The 15341-nt window shown below is 65.1% G+C and carries 11 protein-coding genes; 6 read left to right on the top strand and 5 right to left on the bottom strand.

What is annotated here, in order from left to right:
• The first annotated feature begins 2 nt into the window (after window positions 1–2).
• The 3 genes from BRAGE_RS0107490 (at window position 3) to BRAGE_RS0107480 (ending at window position 2447) form a co-directional block, all read left to right on the top strand.
• Entirely contained in the window at window positions 3–1373 is a 1371-nt protein-coding gene (locus BRAGE_RS0107490) for a sensor histidine kinase (protein WP_027560210.1), read from the top strand.
• A gap of 7 nt (window positions 1374–1380) precedes the next feature.
• Window positions 1381–2031, top strand: coding sequence for a response regulator (locus BRAGE_RS0107485; RefSeq protein ID WP_027560211.1), 651 nt, complete (start codon window positions 1381–1383; stop codon window positions 2029–2031).
• Between the two features lie 110 nt (window positions 2032–2141).
• A complete protein-coding gene (locus BRAGE_RS0107480; protein ID WP_027560212.1) occupies window positions 2142–2447 on the top strand; it encodes a hypothetical protein in 306 nt (101 codons plus the stop codon).
• Window positions 2448–2462: 15 nt separating this feature from the next.
• On the opposite strand, the gene BRAGE_RS0107475 is transcribed toward BRAGE_RS0107480, so the two are convergent.
• Window positions 2463–3050 carry a TetR family transcriptional regulator gene (locus BRAGE_RS0107475; protein ID WP_027560213.1) on the bottom strand — a complete coding sequence of 196 codons (588 nt, stop codon included), beginning with the start codon at window positions 3048–3050 and terminating at the stop codon, window positions 2463–2465.
• 548 nt (window positions 3051–3598) lie between these two features.
• Between BRAGE_RS0107475 and BRAGE_RS0107465 the strand changes: the two genes are divergently transcribed.
• Complete coding sequence (locus BRAGE_RS0107465) at window positions 3599–4771, top strand: M20 aminoacylase family protein (RefSeq protein ID WP_027560214.1); 1173 nt, start codon at window positions 3599–3601, stop codon at window positions 4769–4771.
• 114 nt (window positions 4772–4885) lie between these two features.
• Here the strand turns inward: BRAGE_RS0107465 and BRAGE_RS0107460 are convergent, their stop codons facing one another.
• Both BRAGE_RS0107460 and BRAGE_RS0107455 read right to left on the bottom strand, forming a co-directional pair.
• Window positions 4886–6685, bottom strand: a complete 1800-nt coding sequence (locus BRAGE_RS0107460; protein WP_051377717.1) for a caspase family protein — start codon at window positions 6683–6685, stop codon at window positions 4886–4888.
• Window positions 6686–6977: 292 nt separating this feature from the next.
• Window positions 6978–8831: an ATP-binding protein gene (locus BRAGE_RS0107455; RefSeq protein ID WP_027560216.1), complete on the bottom strand. Its 1854-nt coding sequence runs from the start codon at window positions 8829–8831 to the stop codon at window positions 6978–6980.
• 217 nt (window positions 8832–9048) lie between these two features.
• On the opposite strand from BRAGE_RS0107455, the gene BRAGE_RS0107450 reads away from it, so the two are divergent.
• Window positions 9049–10416: an ABC transporter substrate-binding protein gene (locus BRAGE_RS0107450; RefSeq protein WP_027560217.1), complete on the top strand. Its 1368-nt coding sequence runs from the start codon at window positions 9049–9051 to the stop codon at window positions 10414–10416.
• Between the two features lie 69 nt (window positions 10417–10485).
• Here the strand turns inward: BRAGE_RS0107450 and BRAGE_RS0107445 are convergent, their stop codons facing one another.
• Window positions 10486–11811 carry an LVIVD repeat-containing protein gene (locus BRAGE_RS0107445; protein WP_027560218.1) on the bottom strand — a complete coding sequence of 442 codons (1326 nt, stop codon included), beginning with the start codon at window positions 11809–11811 and terminating at the stop codon, window positions 10486–10488.
• Between the two features lie 76 nt (window positions 11812–11887).
• A complete protein-coding gene (locus BRAGE_RS0107440) occupies window positions 11888–13795 on the bottom strand; it encodes an acyl-CoA synthetase (protein WP_027560219.1) in 1908 nt (635 codons plus the stop codon).
• Window positions 13796–14043: 248 nt separating this feature from the next.
• Here BRAGE_RS0107440 and BRAGE_RS0107435 point away from each other — a divergent pair, with 248 nt between their 5' ends.
• Window positions 14044–15141 carry a SecDF P1 head subdomain-containing protein gene (locus tag BRAGE_RS0107435; protein WP_027560220.1) on the top strand — a complete coding sequence of 366 codons (1098 nt, stop codon included), beginning with the start codon at window positions 14044–14046 and terminating at the stop codon, window positions 15139–15141.
• Window positions 15142–15341: the final 200 nt, after the last annotated feature.

Below are 15341 nucleotides of genomic sequence, written 5' to 3'. Positions count from 1 at the left end.
GCATGCGCCTCGTGCTTCAGCTTGTCGCCCGTCTGCTTCTCATCGTGGTGCTGTGCCTGGGAGCGGCGACCGTGTGGGCCACGTTCGATGCCTATCGCAGCGTCGACCGGGCGACTGCGGCATCCGCCCAGCGGGTCGCGCAGGCGCTGCAGGCACTGTACTGGCACGAGTTCTTGTTGCGTAGCAGCAGAACGCGCGAGCAGCTTCTGCCGGTTCCGGAGTGGCGCACGCTGGAGACGATGAAGTTGATCTCGCCCGGCGTCTGCGTCGAGTTCCAGCCGGCCATCGCATTCGAAAAGCCGCTCTGCGGCCAGAGTCAGGGCATCGGTAAGACGCCGCCGCGCTGGTTCGCCTCGATCGTGCCGACCTTCCTCGGCAGCCATGCCGAGGTGGTGCGGCCGGTCAGCCCCCGCGCCGCGTCGGCCGGCACGGTCGTCGCGACGCCCGACGCTGCGGCGGCGATCTCGCTGGCCTGGGAGTACATCCTCAACGTGATCGACGTCGCGCTGCTGATGGCGGCGGCGATCGCGATCCTGGCCTCGCTTGCGATCGCGCATGCGCTGGCGCCGGCGCGTGCGATCGTCACCGCGCTCCAGCGCATGGCACGCGGCCAATATCGCACCAGGCTGCCGCGCTTCCGTTCGATGGAGCTGGCGATGATCGGCAGTGCCGTCGGCGAGCTCGGCGGCCGGCTGGAGGAGGCCACCGAACAGCGCGCGGCGCTGACGCGGCGCCTGATCGAGATCCGCGACGACGAGCGCCGGGCGCTTGCCCGCGAGCTGCATGACGAGTTCGGGCAGAACCTGTCCGCGATCCTCGCCTTCGCCAACACCATCGAAACGGCCAGCGCAAAGGACAGCAAGGACAACACCATCGCGCAGGACGCGCGCATGATCTCGCAGGCCACCCATCATCTGATGGCATCATTGCGCGATGCCTTGAAGCGGCTGCGCAATCCCCTGCCCGAGGAACTTGGGCTGGAAGCAAGCCTCGTCAATCTCGTCGACAGCTGGCGCTCGCAGAGCGCGGCGCGGCCGACGATCCAGCTCGATGTCAAAGGCGATCTCACCGACATCAGCGGCCCGGCCGCCACCACCGCCTATCGCGTCGCCCAGGAATGCCTGACCAACGCGCTGCGTCATAGCTCGGCGCGCGAGATCTCCTTGCGTGTCGAGCGCCGCGCCGGCGAGGACGATGCGCTGCTGATCCGGGTCGAGGACGATGGCGGCGGCGATGCGGAACGTGTCGCGCAGTCGGCCGGCTTCGGCCTCACCGGCATCCGCGAGCGCGTCACGGCGGCCGGCGGATCGCTGTCGATCCTGCCTGCGCGCGGCGGCCTCAGCGTCGCCGCGACTATCCCGCTCGCCGCATGAGGCCGGGATGAGCGAAGTCGCGACAACAGGAATCTCCGTGCTGCTGGTCGACGATCATCCGATCGTCCGCCAAGGCTACCGGCGGGTGCTGGAGAGCCAGGGGGACCTGCATGTCGTGGCGGAGGCCGACAACGCCGCGGATGCCTACGGCGCCTTCAAGGCGCACGACCCCGACGTCATCGTGCTCGACATCTCGATGCCCGGCGCGAGCGGCCTCGAAGCCATCCGCAACATCCGCGCCCGCAATCCGCGCGCGCGCATCCTCGTCTTCACCATGCATAACGAGGCCGTGCTGGTCAAAGCCGCCTTTGCCGCCGGTGCGAGCGGCTTCGTCACCAAGAGCAGCGAGCCGTCCGCCGTCGTCACCGCGATCCGCAGCGTCGCCCGCGGCGAGCGCGCCATGAGCGACGACATCGCGCACATCCTCGCCGAGGACAGCCTGTCGTCGGGCTCGGTGCTCGATCAGCTTGGCGAGCGTGAGATCGAGATCCTGCGCCAGTTCGCCGGCGGCGCCACTACCGAGCAGATCGCGGCGCATCTCAATCTCAGTGTGAAGACGGTCCAGAACTATCACTATCTGATCAAGACCAAGACCGGCGCGCGCACGGATGCGCAGCTCGTGCGGCTGGCGGCAAGTTGCGGGCTGACGAAAATCTAGCAGCGGGGCTGCCGCTTTCCCCGCTCGCTTGAAGATCTGGAATCTGCCGAGCGGGATGGAACGCAGGCCATCCAGCTCCTGTTAGTAGTGGAGTGGAGGAGTAAATCGCCATGCGGAAGGCTCATCACAAGGCAATCGACCATCCCCCGATCATCACTGTAGGCGAGCTCATCGACGAACTTTGCCGCCTGCCCGATACGGCCGTCGTCCACTTTCGCTGCCCCATGCTCGAGCAGGAGCTGACATTCTACCGCCTTCGGAAGCGATCAAAGGATGCCGTCGAGATCGCGGTCAATGTATATCCGGAGAGCCCGCCGGTCGTACCAGCGGCCAACGGCGGGATGCACCCGCGCAGGCACGCGACTGCCTCGCCCACCATTCCGGAGAGCGCGCTTCTTCACAAGGCAAGAGGGTAAGTCAGGCGTCGCAGTCTAGCAGGCCTTCAACCCGCGCAGCACCAGCGCCAGCGTCGCATCGACGCGCGCGGGAAGCTCGGCGTCCTTCCATTCGTCCGCATGGGCCGGATGGTGGAAGCGGCAGGTCGCATCGAACAGCGCGCGTGCCGTCGTCTTGACGTCGTCCACGGCAAACTCGCCCCGCTTGACGCCGTCGGACAGGATCGCCGCGATCTGGTCGATCATAGTGTCCTTGTGGCACTTGACGGCCGCGCAGGCCTCGCGCGCCAGCGTCAGGTAGGTCTCGAACATCTCGGGGTCGTCGAGCACGCGCGAACGCTTGGCGGCGAACAGCGTGCGCAGCCAGCGGTCGAGCCTATCGGGCGCAGGGCCCTGCTCCCTGGCGATCGCCAGCAGCGGCGCGTCGATGCGATCGAGCCAGCGTTTGGCAACGGCCTCGCGCAGCGATGCCTTGCTTGGGAAATGGCGATAGACGCTGCCGTGGCTCACATCGAGCGCACGGGCAACGTCAACCACGGTGGCCTTGGCAAGTCCGTAGCGCCGCAAGACATCCTCGGTGACTTCGAGGATCCGCTCCGGCGTCAAGACAACCGCTTCATTCATGCCAGCACCTTGTTCCCGTTCAGGGTTCGTCCGGCGATAGGGCTGCTTCCGAAGCGCCCGTGCCGGTCGTTTCGGAAAGCTCTCGCCTTAATGAGGCAGTTTTGCAGCCTGCGCCGCGATCTGGCGCGCCACCAGCAAATTGAGCCAATGCCCAATCGTGCCAGTGAAATTGAGGATTTCGGTCGTCATTTTCTTAAGTCTCCATTCGTCCGCGGTCCCCACCCCCAAATTACGCCCCTCGATCCGGTATTTTGGACCTCGGGCCCCCGGGACGGGATAACCACGGGACGCCCAATCGGAGCGTCCGAGAACGGATATACACGTCTCGCTGACAGATTTCAATATCTGTCAGTCAATGATCCGTGATTGACAGTTAATTTTTGCCGGCGCCGTGGCCATGGCCGGGACTGGCAGGTCGGCCCGCCGGCCCACGCATCCCCGGCAAACCTCGTCCCGCCATCCGTTTCGCCCTCCCCCTCCGCCAAATCCGGGCGTAGAAAGCCGCTTCGCTCATCCGGGCGCCAAGACCACAGAAACGGACCCCTCCCATGCCCATCGTCAACCGCGTTGCCGCCCTCACCGACGACATGGCCGCCTGGCGCCATGACTTCCACGAGAACCCCGAGCTGCTCTACGAAGTCCACCGCACCGCCGGCATCGTCGCGGACAAGCTGCGCGAGTTCGGCTGCGACGAGGTGGCGACGGGCGTCGGCCGCACTGGCGTCGTCGGCGTGATCCGCGGCCGCAAATCCGCCTCCGGCAAGACCATTGGCCTTCGCGCCGACATGGACGCGCTGCCTATCATGGAGACGTCGGGCGTGCCTTACGCATCGAAAGTCCCCGGCAAGATGCACGCCTGCGGCCATGACGGCCACACCGCGATGCTGCTCGGCGCGGCCAAATATCTCACCGAGACGCGCAATTTCGACGGCACCGCGGTTCTGATCTTCCAGCCGGCCGAGGAAGGCGGCGGCGGCGGCAAGGCCATGGTCGAGGACGGGCTGATGACGCGCTGGAACATCGAGGAGGTCTACGGCATGCACAACATGCCCGGCCTGCCCGAAGGCCATTTCGCCACGACGGCGGGCGCGATGCTCGCCTCCTCCGACAACATCCAGATCACGGTTCACGGCAAGGGCGGCCACGCCGGTGCGGGTCCGCACAAGGCGGTCGACAGCGTGCTGATCGGCGCGCAGATCGTCGGCGCGCTGCAATCGATCGTCGCGCGCAACATCGATCCGCTCAAATCGGCGGTGATCTCGATCACCATGTTCAATGCCGGCACCGCGACCAACATCATCCCTGAGACCGCCGAGCTGAAGGGCACCGTGCGCACGCTCGACCCCGAGGTGCGCGATCTCGTCGAGCGCCGCATCAGCGAGGTCGCCGACAGCGTCGCGCGCGCCTATGGCGGCTCGGCGGAGACGAAATACATGCGGATGTATCCGGTGACAATGAACCATCCGCGCGAGGCCGGCCTCGCCGCCGACGTCGCCCGCGACATCGTCGGCGCCGAGCGCGTCAACGACAGGTTCGTCCCCATGATGGGCGCAGAGGACTTCTCGTTCATGCTGGAAGCGCGCCCCGGCGCGATGGTGCTGGTCGGCATGGGCGACGGCAACGAGTGCCACCATCCGGCCTATGTCTTCAACGACAACATTCTGGGCCACGGCGCATCGTTCTGGGCCCGCCTGGTCGAGACGCGGATGCCGGCGGGTTAGCGTAAGCCTCGATCTCGTAGGGTGGGCAAAGCGAAGCGTGCCCACCACAACGATCTCAACTGGAAAAGGTGGGCACGGCGCTTTGCGCCTTTGCCCACCCTGCAAGCTTCGTCTTCAGTTGCATATTTCGGCTGGTATTTTAGCCGCGGGATTGGAGGGATGATTGGCTGTTCCGAGCCGGCACCCCTTGGCGATCGGCCTGCAACCGGCGCTGTTGCAGATCACCTGCCCCGACGCCTGCGGCGCTGATGGCGCGGCCTCCGTTTGTTTTCGATCGGTGTCACGCCTCCGCGAATCCTCGCGCGTGGCAGCGGGCTTTCTCTCGGGAATCTTCTCGCACTCGTTGTCGTCACCGACGTGATAGCCGGCGCGGCAGGTGATCTTCACGCATTGATCGCCGTCGGCCTTGAAGCCGAAATTGCACACCAGCGGGCAGACCCGTCCCGGCTTCGCCTTCAGCGCATCGAGTGCATCGACGCTGGCAAGCTTCACGTCGAACTGGGTGCCGGCATATTTGTTGAACAGCGTCAGCGAACGCTGCGCGGCCGAGGTCCACTCGCCTTCCGCAGCCGAGGTGAGGCAGCCGACACGGCGCAACTCGCTCTGCACGGATTTCGCAAGGTCGGCCGCGGGCAATGGCGATGTCGATCCGGGCGCCAGCGCCGCGACTTTTTGCTCGACCTCGGGCATCTGCCGATCGGCCGCCGGCTTTGCAGCCTGCTCGGCTCTCTCCGCCGCCTGCCTTGCGGCGAGCTCGGCCCTGGCCTTCTCCGCCGCCTGCTTCTCGGCCAGCGCTTTCGCAGCCGCCGCCTCCGCCGCCTTGCGCTCACGTTCGGCCGCTTCAGCCTTCGCCTGTTCGATCTCCTTCTTCCTTTCAGCCGCGATCCGGGCGTCCTCGGCCGCCTTGGCCGCGGCGGCCGCCTTCTCCTGCTCCGCCTTCTGGGCGCGCTCGGCAATGAGCCTTGTCTTTTCCTGCTCGGCCGCCCTGGCCTTTTGCTCCGCCGTCACGCGCGTTTCTTCGGCGCCGATCTTGTTCAACTGGCCCTTGGCGAGGTTGGCGTAGAACCCATCCGGGTAGGCCGCCAGAAACGCTTCCCAGCCGTCGCGCGTGGCAAGTTGGAGCGCGAGCTCATAGTCCCGGCGAATGGCCTCCTGCGGGTTGGCCTGTGGACCGGTTGCCGCTGGTTTCACGACGAGGGGCACGTCGTCGCCGCCGAGCGAGCCGTAGACATAGGGCTCCTGCTTGTAGCTGGTCGCCTTGAGCACGTCGTCGCGCACGAAGCCGAAGGCCTTGCGCAGATCGAGTCCGGGTTTCGGCAGGTGCTCGACCAGCGCAGCTGCGAACGGGCTGTTTCTGGCATCGCCGTCCGACGCGGTCGATCCCGCCTTGGCGGCGAAGGCAATCATGGTGTTCGGGCTGGTCGGCTCGACCTTGGCGAGGCCGCGTCCGATCGCGCGCGAAGCCAGCGTGCGCTTCATCGTCTTCGCGAATGGGTTGTCGCGGCAGGCGTCCAGGATGATCAAGCGCAGCTGCTTGGCCGGCTCGACTGCGAACAGCGCACGCTCGACCGGAATGGTCTCGTCGAGAACGTCGCCGTCGGTCTCCAGCGTGGCGTCGATCGGAATGAGATAGTTGTTGCCGTCGAGCTCGATGCCGTGACCGGCGTAATAGATCACCGCCATGTCCGCATCGCGCGTCCTGCCGGCAAACTCTCGCAACATGCGCCGCATCTCGCTGGCGCTGAGATCCAGCCTGACGTCGACGGAATCGAAGCCGGCCTTCTTGAACATGCCGCCGACCAGCGTGGCATCGTTCACGGGATTGCCGAGCTTGGGCGCGCTCTTGTAGGCGGAATTGCCGATGATGAGCGCGACCCGCCGGTCGGCATGCGCCGGTCCGCAGGCAAGGCTCATCGCAAAAATCACAAAAGCAAATAGCCGAACCGGAATCACTTGCGTCCCCCCGGATGCAATTCCATGAGACTATTCGGAGTATGGCCGAATGCCAATTCTTCCCTATGTGACAGTCATCACACAAGGTGTTCGGACAGCTTGCCGATCGTGCGGCGAAGCGTCGCTCTTTCCAGTCCGGCCGGGCCGAGCTCTGATGCCGCCTCATCTCCTGCGGTTGCACCAGGGCCGGATCACCAAAGGGCGCGTGCAGCGTGGCCGGGTAACCGCAAAAGAATAAGTTGCGCGGCCCCCGTCAGCGGGCAACAGAGCGCAGGCCCGTTGGCTCGTCCGCCTCCAACAGGCGCGATGTGGTTTCGTCTGACGCGAGAGGCAGGGTGAACTGAAAGATGGCGCCCCGAGGCTCGTTTGCGCCGGCCCACATCCGCCCGCCATGCGCCTCGATGATCGAGCGGCAGATGGCGAGGCCCATCCCCATGCCCGTTGGCTTGGTGGTGTAGAAGGCATCGAACAGGGACTCGACATTCTTCGGATCCAGTCCCGGACCAGAATCCCGCAACGCGACGTGAACGCCGTTCGATGCATCCCTTTCGGTGCTGATCAGCAACTCGCGTCCTCCCTCGCCGACTGCAGCCATCGCCTCGATCGCGTTGACAATCAGGTTCAGCAACACTTGCTGAAGTTGAACCCGATCTGCCTGAATAGGCGGCAAGCCTTCGGCAAGCTGCGTTCGCACCGAGACTTCGTGCTTGAACGCCTCGCTGCGTGTCAGCGCGATGACCTCAAGTACCGCCTGGTTGATCTCCATATTCTCCTTTTGCGGGGGCGCGTTCCTGATCATCGCCCGGATCCGGCCGATGATGTCGCCGGCGCGCATGCCGTCGCCGGCGATGCGGTCGAACGTCTGTCGAACCCGCTCCAGATTTGGCGGTTGAGCCTGCAGCCAATTCAACCCGGCCTCGGCGTTCGCCACGATTGCGCCAATCGGCTGGTTGACTTCATGGGCTATCGAAGCGGTGAGTTGCCCCATCGTGGTGACGCGACTGGTGTGCGCTAGCTCCATCAGGACCTCACGGTAGCGCCGCTCGTGCTCGCGGCCTTCGGCCTCCGCCCGCTTGAGAGCCGTCAGATCGAGGACAAAGCCGACCCCTTGATCCCCGCCTTCTGCAAACATCGTCCCGCCGATCAGCACAGGCACACGGCTTCCGTCCTTCCGCACATACTCCTTCTCGAATGGGTGGGCCGTCCCGACCCGCTTCAATTCTGCCACGGTTTGTACGTCGCGGTTGCGCCATTCCGGCGGCGTGAGGTCGAACCGATGCAGGCGCCCAGAGGTGAGATCATCCCGGTCGTATCCCACGATGCGCAGGAATGCATCATTGGCCTCGAGAATGCGCCCTTCGACTTCCCAGATGATGATGCCGATGATGTTGGCGTCGAACAGGCGTCGGATCTTGATATCCCGCGCTGCAAGATCGCTTTGGAGTTGAATGTTCTCCTCGGTCGCCTGTCTGCGCCGCTTCGCTTCGAGCCGCGCGAGCGCCAACGCCGCTCCGGCCAGCGCGACGACGAGGACGACGGCGCCCGCGATCAGCCAGGTCCAGCGTTGCTCGAATGCTTCGGCGTGCGTCTCCCGGTCGGCGAGCCGAAAGCGCTCGTGATCCACCATCTGGTCGATCTGCGAGCGGATCTCATCCATGCTGCGGATCATCGCCAGCGCCGCCTGCCCGGACGTGCCGGCGGTCCTCACCATCTCGTCGATCTCGCGCAGCTTGGCCGAAACGGTCAGCGCCAGATGTTGAGCGCGCAGACTCTGCAACGGATCGTCCGCAACCAGCACCTGCAGCGCCTGCGCCTCGCGCCGCACACCTTCGTCGGAGATGCCGTAGGCCTTGAGGTAGGTGGGGTCGAGGGTCATTAGATACCCGCGCCGTTCGGTCTCCAGCTCGGCGGTGAGCGCGCGCAACCGATCGAGCGTTTCGAGCACCTGGCGGCTATGCCCGAGCAGGTCATGGGCCGCCTGCCGCTCCTGCCGATATTGCAGGCCGAGAAACGCGGTCGCGGCAAACAGCGTCAACAGCGCCACGACCGCCACGATCAGCGGACGAGCAAGCCATCGCAAAGACGGGACCCGAGCACGGACTGACATTGGCCTTGGGTCTTCGGTGTCCGTGTGACCGCGCGTCTTCTGGTGTCGACGCCAGAGCATGATAGAATAATAGCATGGTTAGGTGGGTCGCGAACCCGACATTCTCGACCCCAAGGTTACACCGGTTTGGGAGCCCATCAGTCGTCGCGCGAGGGCCGCAACATCACCGGTAAGGCTAGCTCGCGTGTTGCGAATGATTGCCCTTCGCGAGGAGAGCATGACGTACGCACAGAGCGGTCGAACGCCGACCAGCCGTCGCAACTTCGTCAAGGGACTGGGGGCCGCGGGCGCAGTCTTGCCGGCCCTGGCCGCGCTGCCGCGGTGGAGCTTTGCCGAGGATCGCGCTGCGACGTACGCCAACGCGAACATCGATTGGAAGCAGTTTGCGGGACAGACGATCACCCTGGCGGGCGCGATCCATCCCTGGTCGAATGCGATCACGCCGCTGCTGCCGGAGTTCACCAGACTCACCGGCATCAGCGTCACCATCGATTTCCAACTCGAAACCACATATCTCGGCGCCTTACCGATCAGGCTCGCCCGCGGCAGCACAACGCCCGACGTCTTCATGTTCACGACCTATGGCCAGGGCATCTCAGGAGGATGGCTCGAGCCGCTGAACGGCTATTATTCCAACAGATCGCTGACCGATCTCGGATGGTACGACGAGAACGACCTGCTCAAGACGGCCCGGGCCTTCCCGCTGTGGTCTGACGGCGAACGGTACGCCTTCCCGATCACCTCCGAAGCGATGACCATGTTCATCAACGGGGACGCGCTGGCAGCCAAGAATCTGCCGGTTCCACAGACGTTCGAAGAGCTGCTTGTGACTGCCAAGGCGGTCAAGTCCAGCGAGATGTCGGGGATCGCTATGCGAGCCCAAGCCGGCGGCAATTCTTCCCCGCCGGCGATGGGCTTCGTATTCTCTTACGGCGGCGCCATGGTCAAGGACAACAAGGCCGTTTTCGCAAGCTCCGAGGCGATCGCGGCCGTCGAGATGTACGGACAGCTGCTCAGCCAGGCCGGACCTGTCGGCGTCGGCAGCTACGAATGGTACCACGTGCTGGACGACTTCCTGCAGGGGCGGGCTGCACTCGCGATCGACAGCAGCAATTTCGCGACCGACATCTCCAATCCAGCCAGGAGTCGCGTCACGAAGCAGGCCCAGTTTGCGGTCTTTCCGCGTGTCCCTGGTCGCACACCCGTGCCCTTCATGTCGCACTGGCAGGCCTGCATCAATTCCAAATCACGAAACAAACGGGCGGCTTTCCTGTTCCTGATCTGGGCGACGAGCAAGGCGACCTCGCTGCAGACTGCTGCAGCGGGGCTGGCGACGACACGCGTCTCGGCCTGGTCGAGCGACGGCTTCAAGAAGGCGTTCGGCTCGCAAGCCGCCGAGGCCGCGCTGACCAACTTGCAGAATGCCGACGTCGATCGTGCCAAGGCTATTCTTTTCCATCCGCAATCGAGACCGATCCTCGACGCCTTCATGATCGGCGTCAATGAAGTGGTCAACGGTGAGAAATCGGCGAAGGATGCGATGACGGGCGCAGCCGAAAGGGCCAATGCGGCGATCCGCGGGTAGCGGCGAGGCGTTGTCCAATCGGAAGAGCTGGCCACGGCAGAAAAGCCGCCAACCCACCTTGTGCGGTGTTCACCCCTGATATTGCAGCACGTGCATGCCGGCGTTCCAGTCGGAGACGAACATCAGCCCGTCGGGCCGGACATAGGCATCACAGGTCTTGGCTGCGAGCGCGACGTTCGGGCGCGGATCGACCAGCTTCTTCGGCGTCGGCGGCACCCAGTAGGCGATCTCCTTCGGCGCGAAAGCGTCCTTGATGTCGAACACCCTGACGCCGGCATTGTTGTAGGTCGCGAAGATCGTCTCCTCGCTCTGGAACGAGCCCGGGCGGTTCTCGTGCAGATTATGCGGGCCGAAGGTGCCGTTGCTGCAGAAGTCGCGGTCGCGCGGCGTCGGCAGGGTCGCGATCGGCACCGGATTTTGGGGCGCGCGCACGTCGAGCACGAAGGTGTGGAACAGGCCCTTGGCACACTGGTCCGCATTGGCTTCGTCCGCGACGACCGCGAGCTGACGCTTCGGCAGCGGCAGTGGCGTATGCGTGCCGCCGGCAAAGGGCGGCGACCAGTTGATGTGCGACAGCAATTTGGGACCCGCGGGATCGCTGATGTCATGGATGGTGAAGCCGCCATCGCGCCAGGCAGCATAGCCGCGATCGCCTGCCGTGATCATGTGATGCAGCGCAAAGCGCTTGCCCTTCGGCGTCGCCGGCTCGCCGGCCGCGCGGTTCATGCCCGGCAGCCACCATTTTGCGATGATCTCCGGCTTCGTGATGGTCTTGAGATCGACGATGCACAGGATGTGGTCGGTGAAGCCGTCGAAATGCGCCGACACATAGGCATAGCGGCCGCCCGGCCACCACAGCCGGTTGATGCCGAAGCCCGGCATTTCCAGGAACGCGATCTCGCGCATCTCGCCCGGCTTCGAGATGTCGTGGATCGAGAGGCCGGAGCGGAATTTCTTGGCCTTGGTGATGCTGTCGGCCAGCGTGTTCTCGAAATAGCCGCGCATGTTGTCATAGGACTGCATCGCGACGATGTTGGCGCCGTTCGCAAGCAGCAACATGTCTTCCGCCACCTGGAGATGGTGGGTGCGGGTGTATTGTCCGGCGGTGAAGAAATTGACCGGCTTGAGCGCACGCGGATCGGACGCATCCAGGATGGTCACACCGTCGCTGAACATGTGCCCGACATAGACGTGCTGGCGGTTGAACATCACCTGCACGCTATCGGGCCGCCCGCCAATGTCGCTGTAGGAGATGTGCTTGATGCCCTTGCCGATGCCCTCGGGCGGGATGTCCGGCTCTGAAGCCCATGCCGGCCTCGACCATGTGGGCAGCACGGCGGATCCGACCACGGCCGACAATTGCTGAAGGTGCCGGCGGCGCGAGAGTTGAGGCATCGTTTTCCCCCCAAGTTTTTTGGGGATGATGCGCGCTTGCGGCGAGGCGCGCAAGCCTCGCCGCGCGCGCCCTCACCTAGGTATGCACCACCTCGTGCCGCATCACGAATGGGGCGAGCAGCGTGTGCACCTCGCCGGCGACGATTTCGCGCTGGCCGGCCGGCAGCCCGGCGAGCGTCACGGTCGCGATCGAGCCGTGGCTGCCGTGCGCGCCGACCTTCACCTTGCAGTCGATGCCGCGCTCGGTGAGCGGCGTCAGCACCTTGGTGAACACGCGTTGCGCCGCGTCCCAGCGCAGCTGCGGCTTGAACACCTTGCCGACGCCGGTGACCGGCATCGGATCGATCGGGATGACCTGCACCGGAACGGCAGCACGCTCAGGCGTGCGCTCGCGCACCCAAGTCTCGAGCTCACCCGGCTCGACGCTCGCGCCCGGCTTCAGCTGCACATAACCCACCGGAAGCTCGCCGGCATAGGCGTCGGGCTGTCCGACCACCGCGGCGAAGCCGACGGCGGGATGGCGGAACATGATCTCCTCGATCGGCGCCGGATCGATGTTATGCCCGCCGCGGATCACGAGATCCTTGGCGCGGCCGGTGATCCAGAGATAGCCGTCGGCATCGAGCCGCCCGAGATCGCCCGAATTGACCCAGACCTCGTCGACGAAGGCGCCCTTGTTGTGCTCGTCGTTGAGATAGCCGCCGAACACGCCGGGCCCGGCCATGATGACGACGCCGATCTCGTCGGGCTTGCAGTCGCGGATCAGGTGGCCGTCAGCATCCAGCTGCACGATGCGCACGCGCGCGTAAGGCATGGGAAGGCCGACCGAGCCGAGCCGGATCGGCCGTGACGGATAAGCGAGCGTGTGCACGCTCGAGGTCTCGGTCATGCCGTAGACCTCGACAACCGGCAGCTTGAGCTTGTCCTGGATCGCAGAGCCCACCGCGACGGGGATCGCGGAGCCGCCGCCGGCGGCATATTTCAGGCTGGAGATGTCGGCATTGCCGGGTGGCACCCCGAGCGCTGCCGCGAGCACCGTCGGCACGCTCGACAGCGCCTCCGGCCTATAGCGCTCGACCAGCCCCCAGATGTTCTTGACCGAATTCGGATTGCGCCAGCCGCTCGGCGACAGCACGACCAGCGAGCCGCCGCTCGACAGCATCAGCAGCACCTGCGTCAACGATCCTCCGACGTGAAACAGCGGCATGCCGAACAGCAGATTGGCGCCGGGCTTCCCCTTCAGCAGAAGGTTGAGCGCCCAGGCCTGATAGACCTGGTTGGCGTGGGTGTGCCGCACCAGTTTTGGCGTGCCGGTGGTGCCGCCGGTGTGGAAATAGGCGGCGATGTCGGTGCCCGAAATCTTGCGCCCGCTGACAAGCCGGTCGGAGGGCTGCTGCTTGATCAGATCGTTGAACGCAAAGATGCCCTTGTCGGGATCGCCGCCGCCGAACACCTGCACGATCGCCTTGAGGTGCTTGAGCTGCGGGCGGATCTGCTCGACCTTCTGCCAGATGTCGGTGCCCGGCATCGGCCCGAGCGCCACCAGGACCTTGGTGTTCGCAGCTTCCAGGATTTCCGCGATCTGATGCGGCTCGAGCAGCGGATTGACGGGATTGGCGATGCCGGCCGCCTCGGCACCGAGCAGCGTCACGAAGGCATCGGGCACCAGCGGCAGCATGAAGCTGACGACGTCGTCTTTTTCGACGCCGAGCGCGTGAAACATGTTGGCCGCCTGGGTCACGCGTGCGATCAGATCGCGATACGTGACCACCACCGGCGTATCGGCCGGATCCGCATTTTGCAGGAACTGGATCGCCGCACCGTCGGGATTGAGCGCCGCGCCGAGCCTGACGGCATCATAGGTGCTCGCGGCGGCGACGCGATCGGCATAAGGGACCTGCTCGAAAGCCCGAACCTCTGCGTCCGTGAAAAAGTCGGGGTAGTCGTCGCCGATGAATCGATCGAGCGCGTGGATGCCCGCCATGGAATTCCGTCCTCCCTCAGATGCATGTCCCCGCCCGCTGTCTTTTGACGTTTGGTTCAGGCGGAGCCTCAACCGATGGCCGGTCGAGCGCGGACAGAATGATGGATGATTTGGCGTTCGTCCATGGCTTAGCGGCTACGGTCGTAGCACTCGGGTTCACGGCGTTTGAACCTTCGCTGCCGATCGGGGCACCAAGAACAAGCATTGGATTCGTCTGTCAGCGTCCTGCCGCAAGACTCGAGGTGATCATGACCACGCCCCTGCGGGACCGCATCGCCCGGCTGTTCGCTGCGCTCGCCATGACATCGATGATCACGGCGTCGGCGATCGCCCTGCCCCGCGCGGCGCTCGCCGAGGACAGCCAGTTCGACAAGATGCGCACCAGGATCGCGGCGTTCGTCGGCGACAAGATGCAGAAGCTCGGCGGCTCGCGCATCGTCTACAAGGTCGACACCGACGGCCTGCGCGAGAGCGTAGTCACGGACTTGCGCGACGACGTCTACAAGATCCTGCGCGAGGGCAAGATCGCGTTCTCCGGCCTCGCGATCCGCGATGGCGGCGTCGAGGCGAAGATTGCCGATGCCAAGGGCCGCGACGAGCTGAAGCGCAAGCTCGCCGCAGTCGCGGAAGGATTGCCGTCGCATGCACTCGCCGTGACCGGCGTCGGCGACGGGCTGATCAGGCTCGCGCCGACCGATGCCGCCTCCGCCGCACGGCTGCGCGAGCTGGTCGAGGATTCCATCGCCATGATTGAGCAGCGCCTCAAGGACGCCGACATCAAGCTCGCGAGCGTCCAGCCCGACGGGACCGACCGCATCCGCATCTTCATCCCGGGAATGATGGAACCGGAGCGCGTGACCGCGATCTTCGCGACCAAGGTCAAGGTCAGCTTCCGCATGGTCGACATCTCGATGTCGGCAGAGCAGGCGCAGTCGGGCACGCCGCCTGCGGGCACGGAAGTCCTGCTCGGTTTCAAGGACAAGCGCCCCTATCTGGTTGCCAAGGACAGCGCGATCGACGGCGACGACATCAGCTATGCCGGCCCGGGATTTGCCAGCGGCACGAAGGACCCGATCGCCTCGTTCCGCTTCAACGGCCGCGGCACGCGCCGCTTCGCACACGTCACCGAGGAGAACATCGGAAAGCCCTTCGCCATCGTGCTCGACGGCAAGGTGATCTCCGCCCCCGTGATCCGCGAACCCATCACCGGCGGCTCGGGCCAGATCTCCGGCAATTTCACGCTGGAGGAAGCGAGCAGCGTCGCCATGCTGCTGCGCGCCGGCGCGCTGCCGGGGCACCTTGCCCTGGTCGAGCAGCAGGTCGTGCAGCCCGCCGCCAAGCCGTAACGCCAAGATCGCCTCGCGCCCGCCTCGCCGAGGCGCCCAGGATCGACCACGCCGGCGCCCGTTCCGGCTCCCGAATCACGGGCACTTCAAATACGCCCAACCAAGGGGCAATTGCCGAAACGCCCGATCAGGCTAAAATTTGCCTCTTGCGGCAGGGCGACCGAAGGCTTCATTTCAAGCGGTCGTCATTCGATTTCGGC

The sequence above is a fragment of the Bradyrhizobium genosp. SA-4 str. CB756 genome, from assembly GCF_000473125.1.
In the GTDB taxonomy this organism is placed as follows: domain Bacteria; phylum Pseudomonadota; class Alphaproteobacteria; order Rhizobiales; family Xanthobacteraceae; genus Bradyrhizobium; species Bradyrhizobium arachidis.
This window is presented reverse-complemented; position numbering and strand designations above follow the sequence as displayed.